The 18,283-nt window shown below is 45.5% G+C and carries 17 protein-coding genes and 2 pseudogenes; 11 read left to right on the top strand and 8 right to left on the bottom strand.

Features of this window, described 5'->3' with window-relative positions; all coding sequences use genetic code 11:
- Nucleotides 1-181: 181 nt before the first annotated feature.
- Entirely contained in the window at nucleotides 182-625 is a 444-nt protein-coding gene (locus ACOBWA_RS03070; RefSeq protein ID WP_420230193.1) for a hypothetical protein, read from the bottom strand.
- Nucleotides 626-769: 144 nt separating this feature from the next.
- Here ACOBWA_RS03070 and ACOBWA_RS03075 point away from each other — a divergent pair.
- Nucleotides 770-1,380: pseudogene (locus ACOBWA_RS03075) on the top strand (IS1595 family transposase).
- 25 nt (nucleotides 1,381-1,405) lie between these two features.
- On the opposite strand, the gene ACOBWA_RS03080 reads toward ACOBWA_RS03075, so the two are convergent.
- The 4 genes from ACOBWA_RS03080 to ACOBWA_RS03095 all read right to left on the bottom strand — a co-directional run bounded on the left by ACOBWA_RS03080 (nucleotide 1,406) and on the right by ACOBWA_RS03095 (nucleotide 4,933).
- Nucleotides 1,406-2,338, bottom strand: a complete 933-nt coding sequence (locus ACOBWA_RS03080; protein ID WP_420230194.1) for an MBL fold metallo-hydrolase — start codon at nucleotides 2,336-2,338, stop codon at nucleotides 1,406-1,408.
- Nucleotides 2,339-2,387: 49 nt separating this feature from the next.
- Complete coding sequence (locus tag ACOBWA_RS03085) at nucleotides 2,388-3,431, bottom strand: TRAP transporter substrate-binding protein (protein WP_420230195.1); 1,044 nt, start codon at nucleotides 3,429-3,431, stop codon at nucleotides 2,388-2,390.
- A 144-nt stretch (nucleotides 3,432-3,575) separates the two neighbouring features.
- Nucleotides 3,576-4,616 (bottom strand): lyase family protein, encoded by a 1,041-nt coding sequence (locus ACOBWA_RS03090; RefSeq protein WP_420230196.1) that lies wholly within the window; start codon nucleotides 4,614-4,616, stop codon nucleotides 3,576-3,578.
- An 11-nt stretch (nucleotides 4,617-4,627) separates the two neighbouring features.
- The gene (locus tag ACOBWA_RS03095; RefSeq protein WP_420230197.1) at nucleotides 4,628-4,933 is read right to left on the bottom strand and encodes a hypothetical protein; all 306 of its coding nucleotides are present in this window, start codon (nucleotides 4,931-4,933) and stop codon (nucleotides 4,628-4,630) included.
- A 39-nt stretch (nucleotides 4,934-4,972) separates the two neighbouring features.
- Here ACOBWA_RS03095 and ACOBWA_RS03100 point away from each other — a divergent pair, with 39 nt between their 5' ends.
- The 3 genes from ACOBWA_RS03100 (at nucleotide 4,973) to ACOBWA_RS03110 (ending at nucleotide 8,329) form a co-directional block, all read left to right on the top strand.
- Nucleotides 4,973-5,755 (top strand): IclR family transcriptional regulator domain-containing protein, encoded by a 783-nt coding sequence (locus tag ACOBWA_RS03100; RefSeq protein ID WP_102090538.1) that lies wholly within the window; start codon nucleotides 4,973-4,975, stop codon nucleotides 5,753-5,755.
- A gap of 538 nt (nucleotides 5,756-6,293) precedes the next feature.
- Nucleotides 6,294-7,349 (top strand): TRAP transporter substrate-binding protein DctP, encoded by a 1,056-nt coding sequence (gene dctP / locus ACOBWA_RS03105; protein WP_420230708.1) that lies wholly within the window; start codon nucleotides 6,294-6,296, stop codon nucleotides 7,347-7,349.
- Between the two features lie 68 nt (nucleotides 7,350-7,417).
- Complete coding sequence (locus tag ACOBWA_RS03110; protein ID WP_420230709.1) at nucleotides 7,418-8,329, top strand: IS256 family transposase, variant Zn-binding type; 912 nt, start codon at nucleotides 7,418-7,420, stop codon at nucleotides 8,327-8,329.
- A gap of 33 nt (nucleotides 8,330-8,362) precedes the next feature.
- Here the strand turns inward: ACOBWA_RS03110 and ACOBWA_RS03115 are convergent.
- The 3 genes and pseudogenes from ACOBWA_RS03115 to ACOBWA_RS03125 all read right to left on the bottom strand — a co-directional run bounded on the left by ACOBWA_RS03115 (nucleotide 8,363) and on the right by ACOBWA_RS03125 (nucleotide 11,749).
- Nucleotides 8,363-9,449 (bottom strand): IS3 family transposase gene (locus ACOBWA_RS03115; protein ID WP_420229285.1). Its coding sequence is split into 2 segments (ribosomal slippage): nucleotides 8,363-9,197 and nucleotides 9,196-9,449, totalling 1,089 coding nucleotides; the frame shifts between segments, so codons are not numbered across the junction.
- A 208-nt stretch (nucleotides 9,450-9,657) separates the two neighbouring features.
- Nucleotides 9,658-10,611 carry a PDR/VanB family oxidoreductase gene (locus tag ACOBWA_RS03120; RefSeq protein WP_102090535.1) on the bottom strand — a complete coding sequence of 318 codons (954 nt, stop codon included), beginning with the start codon at nucleotides 10,609-10,611 and terminating at the stop codon, nucleotides 9,658-9,660.
- A 92-nt stretch (nucleotides 10,612-10,703) separates the two neighbouring features.
- Nucleotides 10,704-11,749, bottom strand: a pseudogene (locus ACOBWA_RS03125) (Rieske 2Fe-2S domain-containing protein).
- A 379-nt stretch (nucleotides 11,750-12,128) separates the two neighbouring features.
- Here ACOBWA_RS03125 and ACOBWA_RS03130 point away from each other — a divergent pair.
- From ACOBWA_RS03130 to pobA, 7 genes are all read left to right on the top strand, one after another.
- Nucleotides 12,129-12,854, top strand: coding sequence for a GntR family transcriptional regulator (locus ACOBWA_RS03130; protein WP_102090533.1), 726 nt, complete (start codon nucleotides 12,129-12,131; stop codon nucleotides 12,852-12,854).
- Between the two features lie 312 nt (nucleotides 12,855-13,166).
- A complete protein-coding gene (pcaF, locus tag ACOBWA_RS03135) occupies nucleotides 13,167-14,378 on the top strand; it encodes a 3-oxoadipyl-CoA thiolase (RefSeq protein ID WP_420230198.1) in 1,212 nt (403 codons plus the stop codon).
- Nucleotides 14,375-15,352, top strand: a complete 978-nt coding sequence (locus tag ACOBWA_RS03140; RefSeq protein WP_420230199.1) for an alpha/beta fold hydrolase — start codon at nucleotides 14,375-14,377, stop codon at nucleotides 15,350-15,352. Before pcaF ends, ACOBWA_RS03140 begins: the two co-directional genes overlap by 4 nt.
- The gene (locus ACOBWA_RS03145) at nucleotides 15,349-15,549 is read left to right on the top strand and encodes a carboxymuconolactone decarboxylase family protein (RefSeq protein WP_420230200.1); all 201 of its coding nucleotides are present in this window, start codon (nucleotides 15,349-15,351) and stop codon (nucleotides 15,547-15,549) included. The genes ACOBWA_RS03140 and ACOBWA_RS03145 overlap by 4 nt, the downstream gene beginning before the upstream one ends.
- A 63-nt stretch (nucleotides 15,550-15,612) precedes the next feature.
- The gene (gene pcaH, locus ACOBWA_RS03150; RefSeq protein ID WP_420230201.1) at nucleotides 15,613-16,341 is read left to right on the top strand and encodes a protocatechuate 3,4-dioxygenase subunit beta; all 729 of its coding nucleotides are present in this window, start codon (nucleotides 15,613-15,615) and stop codon (nucleotides 16,339-16,341) included.
- A gap of 3 nt (nucleotides 16,342-16,344) precedes the next feature.
- Nucleotides 16,345-16,968: a protocatechuate 3,4-dioxygenase subunit alpha gene (gene pcaG, locus ACOBWA_RS03155; protein ID WP_420230202.1), complete on the top strand. Its 624-nt coding sequence runs from the start codon at nucleotides 16,345-16,347 to the stop codon at nucleotides 16,966-16,968.
- Between the two features lie 117 nt (nucleotides 16,969-17,085).
- Nucleotides 17,086-18,276 (top strand): 4-hydroxybenzoate 3-monooxygenase, encoded by a 1,191-nt coding sequence (pobA, locus tag ACOBWA_RS03160; protein WP_420230203.1) that lies wholly within the window; start codon nucleotides 17,086-17,088, stop codon nucleotides 18,274-18,276.
- The last annotated feature ends 7 nt before the right edge of the window (nucleotides 18,277-18,283 follow it).

Genomic DNA, 18,283 nt, shown 5'->3' on the forward strand with positions numbered 1-18,283 from the left:
TCAGCATTTACTATTTGGTTTGCTAACTCAGCTTCCTTCTTTTCTAACTGCTCTTCCAACTCAGCAATTTTATCATCTTTCTTTATTAACTGCTGCTGAGTATCAGGCTTATCTATCAACTTATTTAAGCTATCTTTCCCAATTCTAATATCATCTATCTCTAGAACATAGTCTGCTCTATCTATAAAAAAGATGAGTAAGGAATGCCTGCTTCCATAATAGAGATTTTCTGATTATAGTAGTCATTCATTTCTTTCGCAGTAAACTTAAAATAGAGCTTTTCTTCAGGGAATTCTGTAATTTGCAGATTAGCTTGTTCAGCCCCAGGTTTTGCTAATAAACTTAGAATGTGTTCATTATCTATTAGTATATAAGCACCGTTTAGAAAGCCGTTTTCAAGCTCAGTTTCAAAATCTATTTTGTCTATTTCACCTTGAGTAGCTGTTGTTATTTCATGAATGAATTTACCCTTATACCAAATCGCTAACTTTAGTTTATCCTCTCTGACCAAGTCTTTTACTAAAGTAATAGCGTTTTTCTTACTAACCTCTCCGAGATTATAAAGCTTCATATATGTGATCATCTCATCGATGCTTAAGTATTCTTTAAAATCGAAGATGTTCATGTAGGTATTGCCTTATAGTTTATTTCGTAGATATAAATAGATACTGTTATTAATATATTTAGGGGCTGTAGTAGATAAGCACTATGCTAGACTACTTTTATGAAGATAACCCGTTGTAAAATCAGCAAAAAAGTATAGCGACGACTGTTAGAGTTTTTTACGGCTGAAGTAACCGCTAGAACGGCCGCAGATTTACTCAATATTCAGCCTAAAACTGCTGCACTTTTTTACCATAAAATAAGACTCGTTATAGAGTATTATTTATCTCTTGAAGCAGATGACATCTTTGACGGTGAAGTCGAATTAGATGAAAGTTACTTCGGCGGTGTACGTAAAGGCAAAAGAGGCCGAGGTGCTGCTGGTAAGACAGCGGTGTTTGGCATCCTAAAACGAAATGGTAAGGTTTATACCATTGTCGTAGCAGACACCAAACAAACCACGCTAATGCCCGTTGTCAAGCGTAAAATCAAGCCTGACAGCTTTTTTATACTGACAGCTATCGAAGTTACAATGCACTGGATGTGAATGACTTTAAACATTTCAGAGTCAATCACTCTAAAGAGTTTACTTGCGGTAAAAACAATCATATCAATGGTATTGAGAACTTTTGGAATCAGTCTAAACGGACACTCAGAAAATATAATGGAATCGATAAGAAGAACTTCCATTTATTTTTAAAAGAGTGCGAGTTTAGATTTAACTACGGGTCACCATCTAATCAGCTTAAAACGCTGAGAAAATGGTGTGATATTTAATCCTTATCTACTACAGCCCCTTAATTTAATACTCATCAAGGTCATTGGCCAATGCGACTTTGCCATCGTAATGTGATACAACCTCAGTATAAGCGGTTTCGATGGGCGCGCCATAATGGAGAACATGGGTCAACACCAACAGACCTGGCTTGGTCTGATTGGCGATTTTGGCCAAATCCGTTGTCAAAGTGTGGGACAGTTGATGGTAGTTTTGCCAGTTTTTATCTAGCGCGCTCCAGCCTTCATGACTGATCACTTCATGAATCAAAATATCCGCGTTTTTGGCATTTTTGATCAAGTTCTTGTTATAGGTGGTGTCACCTGAGATGACGATGGTTTTATTAGGGGTGGTGATTCTGTAGCCATAAGCTGGCTCGATATCGCCATAAGCTGGCTCGATATCGCCATGACTCACGGTGAACGCTTCTACCGTGACATCGTTATCATTAAAAATAACGCCGTCTTTAGATATTTCAGTCACATCAACTTTATACATATCGGCGTCGCGTATAGGCGTATTGCCATTAAGACGTAGGGAGATGTCCATTTTTTGCATGTCATAGTAGCCGTTGGTCATACTCTGAAGCCCTGTTGGCCCATAAGCATGCAGCTGCTTGTCGCGTCGCCACCAGTAAGTTGCCGCCAACTCTGGATAGTCCAACGTATGATCGCTATGCAAATGAGTCAAAAATACATTTTTGATCTTTATTGGGTTTAATTCAGGCGCATCCATTGTTTTCCACGCTTGAATGGCGCGTTGCACCGTGCCGTGACCCAAGTCAAATAGATAGGCTTCACCATTATGAATCACCGCGACGCCTGAACCTGCACGTTCGGCATTGGGCACTGGTGTACCTGTACCTAGCATAATCACCCGTGTTTCTGCGTTCGCTGCGATTGTCGATAAGACAGCAGCAGTAAACAATGATATCCATGTCATCGGTGTTTTGATTTTCATGTTTGATCCTCCTTGATCCTCCTTGATCATCTATAAGCCGTGATATGGATTAAACCTTACACGCGGCGCTGGCTTCTTGTGCTTTTTCATATACCGCTTGTGGGTCGAGGCCGAGTGCTGCAACATTGTTTAGATATTTTTGCGTACCTGCCTCTAAAGGCCCTTTCCATTGCGGGTCATTTAAAGGATCAAGGATATCAATCATGGTATCGCCTTTGGCTTTGGCTTCGGCCATATATTTGGCATCTTCAGCATCGAACACTTTACCAGCGCTTGCGGCCATGGCTTTGCCCGAGTTATCATCGATGACTTTTTTGAGGTCATCAGGCAGGCTATCGTACTTGTCTTTATTCATCGTGACCATGATAGCCGAGCTATAAAACGGGATGTTGGTATGGGTATTGGTCAGCTCGATCAAGCGAAAAGAGCCGGTGGCATCCCATGGTAGGCTTACCCCATCTAATACGCCGCGCTGCAGCGAAGTATATATGTCGGTAGCTGGTAGGCCGACTGGTGTGCCGCCTGCAGATTCAATGATGTCGCCTGCGATCGCTGATGGTCGGCGCATACGCAGGCCCTTTAAATCATCTGGTGTACGAATAGCTTTATCAACTGTATGCATCCCACCAGGGCCCGTACCCATCATAAATAATAAATGGGTATCGTCGTACTCACTGGAGATTACGCCATCATCATAAAGCGTCTGTAAGATGCAGTTCATTTGTGTGGCGGAGTTAGATAGACCGGGAAGTTCAGCGACTTGGGTCAAGGGGAAGCGCCCGTTGGTGTAGCCTTGCAACTGAGAGCCGATATCGACCGTGCCTTTGGCGGTGGCATCATAGGTGGCGTCGGGTTTACTTAGGGTGGCAGAGGGATATATCTCAACTTTGAGGCGGCCATCAGACTCAGCTTCAACTTTACGCGCCCAAGGCTCAAAGATCTCGGTATGCGTTGCTGCTGTTGCAGGCCAAAAGTGCGAGAAGCGTAGGGTAGTGACCGCATCGTTGTTCGCTGTGGTGGACTCATTTGACTGTGAACACCCTGTTAAGGCCAGCACAGCTGCCAATGTGATGCTCAGAGGGGTTAGGCTCAAAGGTAGTATCTTTCTCATCATAAAATCCCTTTTTTGATGCTGTATTATAAAATATTTGTTCTAAATAAGAACTATTGTTCGCATAGTGAATTTAAAATACCTTTTTTTGAGCGTTTTGTCAATTGATCCGATGGCGGTTATGCATCACGCTGACTCATTTTTTAAAGTGATATTTTCAATGGCTTGTAATATCGTGTCGCATTGTCTTTGCGCCGCGCCGCAATAGCTAAGTGGTGACAAAATAATTATCAGCTCATGATCCTCGCTCAGCTCGATAGAATGCTCTGCTAGCAAGGCCTGAAACGTGGTGACAAACCCTTGATGTTTGCTATGCGCTTCTTCACTCGCTTGCTCTATCAAAGGATAGATAGCGTCTTCGTTATGTGCAAAGTATTCCTTTAAGCTTTTGCTCAAATAAGCATCGCTATTCAAATCAAGGTTGGCAGACATACGCTCAGGGTACACTTGTAGCCCTTGTAATAAGGTCTTTAAGTACGATACGCCGCCTGCTACTAGCGCCATGCCTTCAGTTAAAGGCACCCAGCTGGCATGCCATTGTCCCAGTGCGCGCTCAAAGGGCTGGGCGGTAGTATTACTAATGACGCTTAAGTGCCCATGCATTCTGAGCGCGGCGGTCTTAATCAAAGCGCACAGTACTGGGTTGCGTTTGTGCGGCATAGATGAAGAGCCGCCCATGCCCTCGATAGGAGGTTCAGCCACTTCACCCAACTCAGATTGAGACATCAAGGCAATGTCATCGACAATATTTTCTATCGTGCCTGCACAAGCATCCAATAGGGAAGCAATTGCATGGATAGGCTGTCTATTGGTATGCCAAGGGAGGAGCGGCGCTGAGAGCCCAAGCGACGCTGCCACTTGTTGCGGCAAATTATGGTCTTCATTGTCTTCGTGACTTACTCCAACAGGGCCGCCCCATTGTAAGTAAAACCCCGACTGAATTAATTGCGACAAATCAGGTATGATGGCGATCAGTGGAGCGGCCCACTGGGCGACTTTTGTGCCAAAAGTAATCGGTAGGGCTTGCTGCATTAAAGTTCTACCTGCCATAGGTGACGAGCGATGCGCTTTAATCAGTACCGAGCAAGCGGTGAGTATCTCCTCCAAATCTTGCGTGATATGCTCAAGTGAGGGCTTGAGCATCATCATCATGGCAGTATCAATCACATCTTGACTGGTCAGTGTTTGATGAAAAAAGGCCTTACGTCTGATGGTAGCAAAGACTTTGCTTGCGCCACAAAAGGGATAGCTGCGTTACCACCTAAATAAGTCTGGGCTCCAATAGCATCAATATCAAACAATTCTATATCCAATGCGTGTTTAGATTGTTGAAACGTGTTTTTTGGGATAAGCTGATTCTGCTCCCTATGTTCTAAAACGGCTAACTCAAAATCTATCATTGCTTCAATGAAAGCCCGATCAGAAAGTGCCTCGGCAATGCCAAGATGTACAAAAGGCTGATTGATTAATCGATTGATTTTCATTTAGAATCCCTAACTTTGGTAAGTATAAAAAATATTTCTATGACACAAGATAAGAAAATACCCTTTGATAGTCCAGATTTTGTGACATCTCTTGCAGGCGGCTTGAGCGTTCTGCGTGCGTTTGATGACAACCATTCTACGATGACGCTGAGTGAGGTCGCCGAATGTACCGATATGGACAGAGCAAAGGCTCGGCGCTATCTGCTGACGCTGCACGCTTTGGGGTATGTCCATAAGGATAAGCGCCAATTTAAACTCTCTCCCAAGACACTCAGCATTGGATCCAGTTATTTAAGCAGTGCGCATCATCACGATATTGTGCAATTCTATCTAGAACGTGTGACCGAAAAAACGGGTGAGTCTTGTTCATTTGCCGTACTAGATGATGACGAAGTGGTGTATATCGCACGATCTGCGGCCAAGCATCGTCTGTTGTCAATCGCGCTCTCTATCGGTACTCGGCTGCCTGTTGCTTACACCTCTATGGGCCGTGCTATCTTGGCCAATCTACCCAAGAATGAGCGGGACGACTATATCAATAAAATAGAGCTAAACGCGTATACGCCCTTTAGTATCACTGATCGTGAACAATTCAAAAAAATGTTAAGCGACGCTTGTGATGAGCAATACGTGGTTGTCGATCAAGAGCTGGACACCGGTTTACGCTCCCTTGCGATACCTATCTATAAATCAAACAATGAGCTGATCGGTGCTATCAACATCAGTACCAATGCCATGCGCGTATCAAAAGAGATGCTCATCGAAGAGTTTTTGCCCATCTTGCGTGATTGTGCTGAAAAAATCCAAACTTATTATATTTGAGACAGTGATCTCAATATGAAAACGATTCAATGACTGATATCAATATCAAGGCTGCCAACGCTTTATAGAGTTGGCAGCCTTTTTATTAGGTTGAGCCTAGCTTATAGTCAAAGCATTTATAAATGGGTACGGTGTTAACCTCGCTTGCTTTACAACGGTACTATCTGCACTCGGTTGCCTTGTACTCACTTTAAACTGCTTCGACTATATATCGCGATAATAAGTATACGAGTTCGAGCCCAATGTCGGCTGGTATATAGTGAGTTCACTTTAGATTGAATCAACTATAAACAGTCTCAGTATGATGCAGAAACCATTGACAGAAGAAGAATAAAAGTGTAATTTAATTCACTATACGAACATTAATTCTATTATAGAACAAATGCAACCGTATCGATAGATTGTTTAACGATAAAAGTTTGGCCACACAAATACGGAAATTTACTGTTTTTTACTTCAAACCATGAGCCTATGAGACAACATTCATTGAGCATATATTGGATCTGGGGTACTTGAACGATCAAAAAGGGATTTTATGATGAGAAAGATACTGCCTTTGAGCCTGACACTTGCCGCTTTAATCGGCTTGACGGCCTGCTCACCATCGAACGAGGCCACGACAAATGCTAAGACAAGTAACGATACAGTCACCACATTACGCTTGTCACATTTATGGCCAGCGACATCTGCCGCGCATACAGAGGTGATAGAGCCTTGGGCAAAAAAGATCGAGGCAGACTCGAACGGCCGCTTAAAAATTGAAATATATCCCTCTGCCACTCTAAGCAAACCTGATGCTACTTATGAGGCTACCGCCAAAGGTACGATCGATATTGGCACACAGCTGCAAGGCTATACCAATGGCCGCTTCCCCTTGACGCAAGTGGCAGAGCTGCCGGGCTTGTCCAGCTCAGCCACGCAAATGAACTGCATGCTACAGACGCTTTATGATGATGGCGTAATCTCCAGTGAGTACGACGATACCCATTTATTATTTATGATGGGTACGGGCCCTGGTGGGATGCATACAGTTGATAAAGCTATTCGTACACCAGATGATTTAAAGGGCCTGCGTATGCGCCGACCATCAGCGATTGCAGGGGATATCATTGAGTCAGCAGGCGGTACGCCCGTCGGTCTGCCCGCCCCAGATTTGTATACCTCTTTGCAGCGCGGCGTTTTAGATGGGGTAAGCCTGACGTGGGATGCAATGGGATCGTTTAGGTTGATTGAGCTGACCAATACCCATACCAACATCCCGTTTTATAGCTCTGCCATGATGGTTACGATGAATCAAGACAAGTACGATAGCCTGCCTGATGATCTCAAAAAAGTCATCGATGATAACTCGGGTAAAGCCATGGCGGCGAGCGCTGGTAAAGTCTTTGATGCTCAGGATGCTAAATATATGGCTGAAGCCAAAGCCAAAGGCGACACCATGATCGACATCCCCGATCCCTTAAACGATCCGCAATGGAAAGGTCCACTAGAAGTAGGTACTAAAAAGTATCTAAACGATGTCGCTGCTTTGGGCTTAGATTCTCAAATGGTCTACCAAAAGGCGCAAGAAGCCAGTGCGGCTTGTAAAGTGTAGTCTATCAACACTTTTGAACCAGGTGTAATGGACATTTTTCATGCTGGCGTAGGTTCTAAAGCTATATACTGTCTGTATTTGCAAGGAATCAACGCCATGAATCAAAAAACTGCCCTTTTTGTCGTGATAAACACACTAAAAAGAATGGACGTAAGCTAGGCAAACAACAGTACCAATGTCTCTCTTGCAAGCGGCAGTTTTTGGGCGGTATAAGACTCAATAACGAAGCACTTTGGACGGAATATACGCAAGGTAAACAGACGTACAAACAACTGGCTGACAAATACCACTGCAGTCTTAAAACCATTCAAAGACGCTTAGACAACGTCAGTCTTGAATTTCAGATTAAACGGCCTAAGTGCGTTAACATTATTATGGACACCACTTACTTCGGTCGCCAGTTTGGTCTGATGGTATTCATGGACAATACCACTAGAGCCGTTCTTCATTACGCGGTAGTGAGTCACGAAACTAATGGTGCCTACAAGCAAGGGACGGACTACTTAAAGTCGTCAGGTATTGATATACAAAGCATCACCTGTGATGGCAGACGAGGACTTAGGACGCTATTTACGAGCATTCCTTGTCAGATGTGTCAGTTCCATCAACTGCAAATAGTGACCCGTTATCTGACTCGTCGCCCTAAGAACATTGCCAGTATTGAGCTTCGTGGGCTCACTTTAAACTTAACTGGGCTTGATAAAGCCGACTTCATTAAGCGCTTAGATCACTGGTATTTAACTCATGAAGACTATCTGAATGAATGTAGTATTAACACTGATACTGGTAGAACATGGTACACACATAGACGTCTCAGAAGTGCTTATCGTAGTCTCAGAACCAATAGTGATTGGCTATTCACTTATCAAGAATATGAGCAGTTAGACATACCAAATACGACCAATACGCTTGAAGGTTTATTCAGTGAGTTAAAGCGACAATTGCACAGTCATCATGGCTTAAATGAGAACCGTAGGTAACCCTCCCAAACCTAAGACACCTAATAAATAGAATTAAGCCGCTTGATTGAGTTTCTGTATTGGCGTAAAGCCGCCATTGCCCATATGTGGGCGCTCATTATTGTAGTGATATAACCAAGCCTCTGCTTGTGTGCGTACTTGATCAAGAGTATCAAACAGCTCCTGATTTAACCAATCATAGCGCATCGTTCTATTAAAGCGCTCCACATAAGCATTTTGCTGTGGATTGCCAGGCTCAATGTAACTAATCGTGATGACTTTCTGCTCAGCCCAGTCTTTAAGTGCATTACTGATATACTCAGGGCCATTGTCACATCTTATCTGCACAGGTCTACCTCGGCACTCAATTAACTGGTTCAAGCTACGTATAACCCTCCCAGCTGGTAGCGAGAAGTCAATCTCTACTGTCAGTGCTTCACGGTTATAGTCATCAATCACATTAAACAGTCGAAAGCCACGACCATCTGTTAAGCTATCATGCATAAAGTCCATGCTCCAGCTTTGATTGATCTTATCAGGTACTGCCAGTGGTACAGGCTTATTGCGCTTTATACGGCGCTTGGGTTTGATTCTAAGATTCAATTCAAGCTCACAGTAGGTGCGATACACGCGCTTATGGTTGTATGGCAGCCCCATGACATTGCGCAGGGTTAAGAAGCACAATCCAAAGCCCCAGTTCTTATTCTCATCAGTCAGTTTTATAAGTAGGTCAGCTATTTGCTTATTCTCATCGGTTGCTACGGACTGGTGATAGTAGCAGGTGACGCTGATGTTAAAAATACGACAAGCGAGACGTATGCTAATGCTACGCGCGTCAATGTAGTGACAAGCGAGCTGTCTGCGCCTTTGGGGCGCTACCACTTTTTGTCATAGCGTCCTGTAGGATGTCGGACTTTAGGCATTCATCGGCATACATCTTCTTAAGGCGGACATTTTCAGTCTCAAGCGCTTTGAGACGAGCAATCAAAGAGGCGTCCATGCCGCCATACTTTGAGCGCCAGTTATAAAAGGTGCTCTGGCTGATGTTATGCTCTCGGCAAAGCTCGACGATAGGAACGCCTTGTTCGGCTTGTTTGAGGATGTTAACGATTTGGTTGTCGCTAAAGCGTGTCTTTTTCATAGGATTCTCCTGCTGGTTTATTTTAGCAGTTATTCTCTATTTTTAAGTGTTCTTATTTTTCGGGGGATTACCCGTAAGTTACGGTTTATTAAAGACTTTCTACTATCAAAGTCACTCAAATAGAATGAATTTTGTCCATTACGCCATGAACCATAAAAAAAGACCCTAATAGGGTCTTTTTTAAGGTGTTATTTAAAGGTAATACGCTCTAAATATCCAGTACCAGCTGAGCGCTTTTTGCTCGTGAACAGCATGGGGTAAACTGGTCGTTTTTCGCCTGTTCTTCTTCGGTGAGAAACACGTCTTTATGATCTGGCACACCGTCTAGCACACGAGTCAAACACGTGCCGCACATACCCGATTCGCAAGAAAAAGGAATTTCAATATCGAATGCTTCTAAGGCTTCAATGACCGTTTTGTCCGCGGGTACATTGATGATTTGTCCTGTGCTACTAATCTGCACATCAAAGCTATCATCATCGGCCGTGCTGATCGGCGTGGCTGAAAAATACTCGCGATGTAATTGTGCAGCAGGCCAATCTTGTGCTTTTGCGGTCTCAAGAACGTGTTCCATAAAACCACCAGGGCCACACACGTATACATGCGTGTCAGAGTAAGGCGTGGCAAGGACGCTTGCTGCATCCAGCTTTTGCGTGATATCCCCATCATCGAAGTGAAAATGTACCCGATCAGCAAAAGCCGATGCCTGAATACGCTGCATAAAAGCGGTTTTTTCTGGGCTGCGCGTGCAGTAATGCAGCTCAAAGTCTGCGTTAGTATGGGCCAGTCGCTCTGCCATACACAAGATTGGCGTGATGCCGATGCCACCTGCAAATAGTAAACTGCGCTTGGCGTCATGAGCCAGTGGAAAAAGGTTTTTGGGTTCGCTAATCTCTATGCGGTCGCCGATATTTATTTGCTGGTGCATGGCTACCGATCCGCCACGTGAAGCGGGGTCTTTGAGTACCGCTATTTGGTAACGATGTTTTTCGTGGGGGTGATTGCATAGCGAGTATTGGCGCGTGATGCCGTTAGGTATTTTGACATCAACATGGGCGCCCGCACTAAAAGGGGGTAGCGCTTTATTACTTGCGCTTGCTAGCTCAAAAAGACAGATATCATCAGCGATCACTTCTTTTGACTTTACCAAAACTTCCATCATGATAGGTATCCTTAATCCACTAAATACCATGTCAGCATACTTAGCAAATTATTTATTAAATTGTCATTTGATAATGGTATTAACCTCAGCGTTTATAAATTGACGTTCTCTATCATTTGGTTTTCTTCTTTGATGAGCGTGTCTAAGATACGCCGTGACTTGACGCCACCGGTATCAATATTCAGTTTTAGTAGTTTGCGATCAGGATATGTCAACAAGTTGAGCTGCTGACGTTCTAGCATCTCCAAATCCTCGCTAAAGATCTGATGCTGTCCTTGACGAATCTGCTCTGTCAGCTCGGTATCCTCAGGTTTGAAGTTACGCGCCATGCCCCAAAAATACCAAATAGAGGTTTCAGTCTCAGGGGTGATAAAATCGACGACGATGCTGCCTGCCTTGTGCTCAGGATCCGCGTCGTGACCACCTTTTCCAGCATGGGCAACCCCAACTTCAATCATGACGTGACTGGGCGGGCTAAACTTACATATTTGCCATCTGTCTACCGGTACATCATCAGCCAGTTGATTGGCGCGCAGGGCAGCTTGCCAAAAGGCGGAGCAATGATGTTTTCTATAAAGCGGCTGGTGATAACCATGTCGTCTTCGGAGGTGGTATGGACAGGAGTTTCGTCGATTTCTTCTTGTCCGATACTGCTGGCATGGACATAGGTCTCATGGGTGAGGTCCATCAGATTGTCGATCATGAGGCGATAATCACAGTTAATGTGGAACAGCCCGCCGCCATACGCCCACTCAGGATTGTTTGCCCATTCTAATTCTGGAATGTTGGATTCATCGGCAAGCTCGGCATCACCCGTCCACACCCACACGAAGCCATGACGCTCGATGACAGGGTAGCTGCGGTTGCAAGGAAAGCCTCTGACTCGTTGGCCTGGCATAGCTGCAGTTTTTCCGTCGCCACCCATCTTTAAGCCGTGATAGCCACACACCAGTAGGCCATCTTCTACATAACCTAGTGATAAAGGCGCGCCTCGATGCGGACAAAAGTCTTCGACAGCGGCGACCCCTGTGGCGCTTTGATAAAAGACAATGTTTTCGCCGCATATGGTGCGTCCTAGCGGCTTTTCTTGAAATTCATCTGGTGTACAGGCAACGTACCAGCAGTTTTTTGGAAACATAACAAGCTCCTTTTGTTTGTAAAAATTCATATAACTGGATCCAATTTAGCATAAAAATAGCTTTTGTCTACTAAAATTTTGGTAAATTGGATCCAATAAGTCAATATTATCTATTTCTTTGTGCAAATTTTATACAGATCAACAATAATGTATTTATTCTTATTGCTAGGTATTACTTTGCCTTCGTCATTCTTATCGAAAGTATGTCTGAGCAGACACAACCAATAAAAAATAGGATGGTTGGTCTATGATTGGCGCACACTGTTTATGCTGCTAGCGTGCTATGCTGATGCTGAGCTAAATGATGTCGATTTTGATGTTGGTCTTGATGGCAGGCTCGTTTGGTCTTTTAAAAATGTGAATGGATGGTGAGGTTTGAATGAGTGAAGCGGGACAACGCGTGATCAGTGCACTACGGCAAATGATTCTCTCTGGTGAATTGGTAGCTGGAGAGCGTATTGCTGAAATACCGACAGCTGAACGTCTGGGCGTGTCTCGTACACCGATACGTATCGCGTTTGGTGCGCTTGCGCAAGAAGGGCTATTGATTAAAATCAAGAATCGCGGCTATCGCGTGCGCGAAGTGACGCCCGAAGAAATCAATGGCGCGGTTGAAGTTAGAGGCGTGTTAGAAGGCTTGGCTGCACGGCAGGCTGCGGAAAGAGGACTGACGGCAGAACACCGTCAAAGCATGGTGACATGTCTGGTAAAAGGGGATGCATTGTTTGCCAAAGGGTATGTGACCGAAGAAGATCTTGAAATCTATCATGAGATTAACCAACGCTTTCATGCGTTAATCATTGCAGCCAGCCACAACCCTGCCATCGATATTGCAAAGACGCGCAGTGAGCACCTGCCTTTTGCCTCCGTCAGCTCGTTGGCGATTGATCGTAATAACTTGGCAGGCGAGTATCGGCGGTTTAATTTTGCCCATATGCAGCATCACGCGGTTTTTGATGCAATCAGTCATGGTCAAGGAGCCAGAGCTGAAGGGATCATGAGAGAGCATGCCAATGCCACCTTGCGTTATGCACAGATATTCAACTCTGAACTAAAGGATCCCGATACGATACGGGTGATTGGCTTTGATGTCAGTAATGACTAGTTGCTATTCACTTCACCTATTTACGATCAAACTATATATGAACAAAAAGACCCAACCGGGTCTTTTTTATTTTTGGGTAAATCATTCGTCATGTTTCTGAGATTTGCCGCGATAAAAGAAATGTGAAATAGGAGGTTCAATTGAAGATAATACGGAATAACTCAATTGACAAGCGAAAAAAAGGGTGTAATTTAATTCATTATACGAACAATAATTCTTATATAGAACAATATTGGTAATCATCAATATTGGCTTGTAAGGATATAACGTACTCACATAGCGTATTCATATCGTCTCTAGGGAGAGAGCAGCATGGCCGCAGTCTATATTTGTCATCCAAAACGTTCAGCAGTGGGTCGCTACGGCGGCGCTCTGGCAGATATTCGCCCTGACGATCTGTTAGCGCAAGTCATCAAGGCGGTAATCGATGATGCGCCTGACTTTGATCACAGCGCGATTGAAGATGCCTTTATGGGCTGTGCCAACCAAAGCGGCGAAGACAACCGCAACGTGGCGCGTATGAGTGTGCTGCTATCAGGTCTACCAGAGACCGTCCCTGCCAATACCATCAATCGGTTGTGCGGCTCAGGTCTGGATGCGGTCGGCACTGCGTTTCGCGCGATTGCCAGCGGCGAGATGGATCTGGTGCTGGCAGGTGGCGTTGAGTCCATGACGCGCGCGCCCTTTGTTATGGGTAAGCCCGAAAAAGCCTACGGCCGCAGCCAAACCTTGCAAGACACGACCATGGGCTGGCGCTTTATCAACAAAAAGCTAGATGCGCTCTATGGTACAGAAGCCATGCCGCAAACCGCGGAAAATCTAGCCAAACAATACAATATCTCACGTGCCGATCAAGACAGCTTCGCGCTATGGTCGCAGCAAAAAGCCGCGGCTGCACAAGACAATGGACAACTGGCGGCTGAAATCACTCCTATCACTATCGAGAGATACAAGAAGGACGCACTCATCGTTGATACAGATGAGCATCCACGTCCAGACACAACCATAGAAGCCTTAGAAAAACTGCGCCCTATCTATAAGGACGGCACGGTGACGGCTGGTAATGCCTCAGGTATCAATGATGGCGCGGCGGCTATGCTGATTGCCAGCGAAGCGGCCGTTGAAAAGTACGGTCTAACCCCAGTGGCAAAAATCGAAGGGATGGCAACGGCAGGTGTGTTGCCAGAAATTATGGGTATAGGCCCCGTACCAGCGACCCAAAAGCTGTTAAAGAAACTCAATTTGACGCTAGATGATATGGATATTATTGAGCTAAATGAAGCGTTTTCTGCACAAGCGTTGGCTTGCTCACGCGCCCTTGGGCTGGATGACCGTGATCCACGTATCAATCCTAGAGGCGGCTCAATTGCCTTGGGTCATCCGCTAGGCGCATCAGGTGCGCGTATCTTGATTTCAGCGGTTCACGAATTACAACGTACCGATGCACAGCGCGCGCTATGCACCATGTGTATTGGCGTGGGGCAGGGTATCGCGCTCATCGTTTCACGAGTAGGAGAAGAATGATGGCGTTTTTAAAAACAGAAGCGAATTTGATTGCTTACCAAGACAGTGGTGAGACTTATTTACCTGCACTCTTTATGGCGCATCCACTCGGTATGAGCCGTGATGTGTGGGATACCGTGTGCGATCAACTGCATGGACATTATCGCTGTGTGCGCTGGGATCTTCCCGGTCACGGTAGTAGCGGCGCGGCTACAAAAGGGCTGAGTGCCGAGCAGTTGGCGTTGGATGTCGTAGCGTTGGCGGATCACTTACATATTGAAGGTTTCAGTTTTATTGGTACATCAATCGGCGGCGTGATTGGTCAGTCATTATGCCAAATAGCCGCTGAGCGTTTAGATCAGGTATGGCTGACCAATACTGGTGCGGTCATTGGTACTGCGGCGGCATGGGCTGAACGTGCGGCTAACGTGCGCCAGTTGGGCTTGGGCGAGATGGCAGCCATCATTGTGCCGCGCTGGTTCGCACCCGCTTATATCCAGAAAAATCCTGAAGTCTCACAAGGCTGGCAAGTGCAGCTGTCACGCACGGATGATGAAAGCTATGCCAAGCTGTGTGAGGTATTGGCGCAAGTGGATAACCGTGGGAAACTTGCAGATTATCCCAGTCAGGTATCGCTTATCGCAGGTGCAGAGGATATCTCTACACCGATTACGGCACTAGAAACCCTACAAGCTGAATTTTCTGATGCAAGCCTAAGCGTCTTTGATGGCGTGGGGCATGTCCCATCTATTGAAGCGACCGATAATTTGGTGGCGCATATTCAGAATGATGCGAGCCGCGCCACAGTTGGTGAGACAGGCATTAGCTACGAGCAAGGTCTGACACAGCGCAAGCATATTTTAGGCACGGCTCATGTCGAGAGCGCGTCCAAAAACGCCACGACATTAGACACCCCATTTCAGCAGTTTATCACCCGTAACGCATGGGGCGAGCTGTGGGGTGACCTAGTCTCACCGTGCAGCAGCGAAGCATGATTACCACGAGCATATTAGCTGCGCTTGGTCGCGACGGCGAGCTGGGTCTGCATCTGCGTACGGCTAAACGCTTGGGCATCTCTGAAGATCAATTGCGTCAAGTATTGATGCATGTTTCTATCTATGCTGGCGTGCCAGCGGCCAACCATGCGTTTTCTTTGGCCAAAGACAATGGTTGGGGCAATCCAATCAATTAATATTCAAAACCATAAGCACTGATTATCAATAAGGTTTGCGTTATAGCAATGGAGAATACCGTAATGAGTCATAAATACCCTTCTTTTCTTCCACGTGATCGGTCTTGGCAGCCTGCACAGTATACGCCTGGCTACAAAACCTCGGTGGCGCGTTCACCCAGTCAGGCGTTAGTCAGTATCCAAAGAGCCAGTGACTCAGAGCGTAGTGGTCCTGTATTTGACGGTTTAGAGATTGGTCAATATGACAATGATTTGCTGATCAACTTTCGCACAGAGGGAACGCAGGCGGGTCTACCCATTGGTGAGCGCATCATCATGCATGGCCGCGTCATTGATCAGTTTGGTAAGCCTGTGCCCAATACCTTGGTTGAGATGTGGCAAGCAAATGCTGGTGGCCGCTATCGTCACAAAAAGACAATTATCTGGCGCCACTTGATCCGGAACTTTGGTGGTGTGGGTCGCTGTATCACCGATGCTAAGGGACGCTATCGGTTTCGTACCGTACGTCCGGGGCCTTATCCGTGGCCAAATGGTGTTAATACATGGCGTCCAGCACACATCCACGTATCAGTGATGGGACCTTCTATTTCGACGCGCTTGATTACGCAATTGTACTTCGAAGGGGATCCGCTCATTCCGCTATGTCCGATTGTACAGGTATTAAAAGACCCAGAGGCGGTTGAAACAATGATTGCCCGCTTAGATATGACTATGAGCAAGCCAATGGATTGTTTGGCCTATCGTTTTGACATTGTGGTGCGCGGTGCATTACAAACGTATTTTGAGGAGTAGATCATGTATAGCCAATACAAATTACAAGATGATATCGGTTTGCTGCGTGAGACGGCGTCACAAACGGCAGGGCCTTTTGTGCATATCGGTTTGGCATTAGAAATAGCAGGTTTTGAATCTCGTTCAGATGAAATTTGGCAAGATTTGGCCAAAGAAGGTGCTAAAGGTGAGCATATCGAGTTAGTGGGTCATGTATACGATGGTAATGGTGAAGCGGTTCATGATGCCCTGATTGAAATATGGCAAGCGGACAGCAGTGGTAACTATGTTGCCAATTTTGACAACAAACAACCTTTTAGTGGATTTGGGCGTAGTGCTTGTGCCTTAGATGGCGATTTTCATTTCCATACGGTAAAACCAGGACAGGTAGATTTTTATGGTAAGCCTATGGCGCCGCACGTCAACCTTGCCATTTTTGCTCGTGGCATCAACTTGCATCTACAAACCCGTGCCTATTTCGATGACGAACCAGAAGCGAATACCGAGTGTCCTATATTAAATAGTGTGCCTTCAGCAGAACGTCGTAAAACGCTGATTGCCAAAAAAGAGCAAAGCGATGGTAAGCCCCGCTATCGATTTGATATTTATTTACAAGGCGATAATGAGACTGTTTTCTTTGATTTTTAGCGAATTATTCTGTAATACCAATAGATTAATACATAGGCATTTTTAGACCGTTAGTATTTTTTATTCAACGTCTTTAGGCAAAGTGGAATTTGCCAAATAACAAGTGAGAGGGATTTCATGAAACAGAAAACACAAGTTGCGATTGTTGGTGCAGGCCCATCTGGATTACTGCTTGGGCAATTACTGACGAAAGCGGGTATCGACAATGTCATTTTAGAGCGCAAAACGGGCGAGTATGTCCTAAGTCGTATTCGCGCAGGCGTTTTAGAGCAGGGTACGGTCAACCTGATCCGCGAGTCAGGGGCCGGAGCGCGCATGGATAAAGAAGGATTGGTTCATACTGGTACGGATTTTAGTTTTCAGGGCGAGCACTACCACATCGACATAGAAAAACACAGTGGCGGCAAGCATGTCGTTGTGTATGGGCAGACTGAGGTAACGCGCGACTTGATGGAAGCACGTGAAAAAGTCGGTGGCACAACGGTTTATGAAGCAGAAAACGTCGAGCTCCATGATATTGAATCAGACAATCCTTACGTGACCTATCAGCATAATGGCGAATCGTTCCATTTGGACTGTGATTACATCGCTGGCTGTGATGGCTTTCATGGTATCTCACGTAAATCCATCCCCTCTAACGAACTAGAAGAATATGAAAAAGTCTATCCGTTTGGTTGGCTTGGGCTCATGAGTGACACTCCACCTGTGAATGATGAGTTGGTTTATTGTGCCCATGAGCGCGGTTTTGCGCTATGTTCGATGCGCTCGCCAACCCGTAGCCGCTACTATATCCAAGTACCAGACACAGATAAGATCGAAAACTGGAACGAAGAGAAATTTTGGGCTGAGCTCAAACGCCGTATTCCGTCTGAGATGGCAGAACGATTGGTAACTGGGCCTGCTATTGAGATGAGTATTGCTCCACTGCGCTCTTATGTCTGCGAAACCATGCAATATGGCAAAGTGTTCCTATTAGGAGATGCCGCACACATCGTTCCACCAACGGGTGCTAAGGGTTTGAACCTTGCTGCAAGCGACGTAGAAACAGCCTTTCGTTTATTCGTAAAAATCTACGAGGAGCAACGTACTGACCTGATTCCTCGTTATCAAGAAATCTGTTTGGCACGTGCTTGGAAAGCGGTTCGTTTTTCGTGGTGGATGACGATGCTATTACACCGTTTTCAGAGTGCAGGTCGTTTTGATTTTCGAGTACAGCAGGCTGAGTTTGATTACTTTATTCATTCAGATGCTGGCAAAGCCACGATAGCTGAAAACTACGTCGGCTTACCGTTTGAGGCATTGGAGTAAATAGCTG

Source organism: Psychrobacter sp. ER1 (assembly GCF_048631835.1).
Taxonomy (GTDB): Bacteria; Pseudomonadota; Gammaproteobacteria; order Pseudomonadales; family Moraxellaceae; genus Psychrobacter.

Coding starts and splice junctions, on each gene's coding strand:
- ACOBWA_RS03070 (WP_420230193.1), bottom strand. CDS start 625: ATGAACATCTTCGATTTTAAAGAATACTTAAGCATCGATGAGATGATC.
- ACOBWA_RS03080 (WP_420230194.1), bottom strand. CDS start 2,338: ATGAAAATCAAAACACCGATGACATGGATATCATTGTTTACTGCTGCT.
- ACOBWA_RS03095 (WP_420230197.1), bottom strand. CDS start 4,933: ATGAAAATCAATCGATTAATCAATCAGCCTTTTGTACATCTTGGCATT.
- ACOBWA_RS03100 (WP_102090538.1), top strand. CDS start 4,973: ATGACACAAGATAAGAAAATACCCTTTGATAGTCCAGATTTTGTGACA.
- dctP (WP_420230708.1), top strand. CDS start 6,294: ATGAGAAAGATACTGCCTTTGAGCCTGACACTTGCCGCTTTAATCGGC.
- ACOBWA_RS03120 (WP_102090535.1), bottom strand. CDS start 10,611: ATGATGGAAGTTTTGGTAAAGTCAAAAGAAGTGATCGCTGATGATATC.
- ACOBWA_RS03130 (WP_102090533.1), top strand. CDS start 12,129: ATGAGTGAAGCGGGACAACGCGTGATCAGTGCACTACGGCAAATGATT.
- pcaF (WP_420230198.1), top strand. CDS start 13,167: ATGGCCGCAGTCTATATTTGTCATCCAAAACGTTCAGCAGTGGGTCGC.
- ACOBWA_RS03140 (WP_420230199.1), top strand. CDS start 14,375: ATGATGGCGTTTTTAAAAACAGAAGCGAATTTGATTGCTTACCAAGAC.
- ACOBWA_RS03145 (WP_420230200.1), top strand. CDS start 15,349: ATGATTACCACGAGCATATTAGCTGCGCTTGGTCGCGACGGCGAGCTG.
- pcaH (WP_420230201.1), top strand. CDS start 15,613: ATGAGTCATAAATACCCTTCTTTTCTTCCACGTGATCGGTCTTGGCAG.
- pcaG (WP_420230202.1), top strand. CDS start 16,345: ATGTATAGCCAATACAAATTACAAGATGATATCGGTTTGCTGCGTGAG.
- pobA (WP_420230203.1), top strand. CDS start 17,086: ATGAAACAGAAAACACAAGTTGCGATTGTTGGTGCAGGCCCATCTGGA.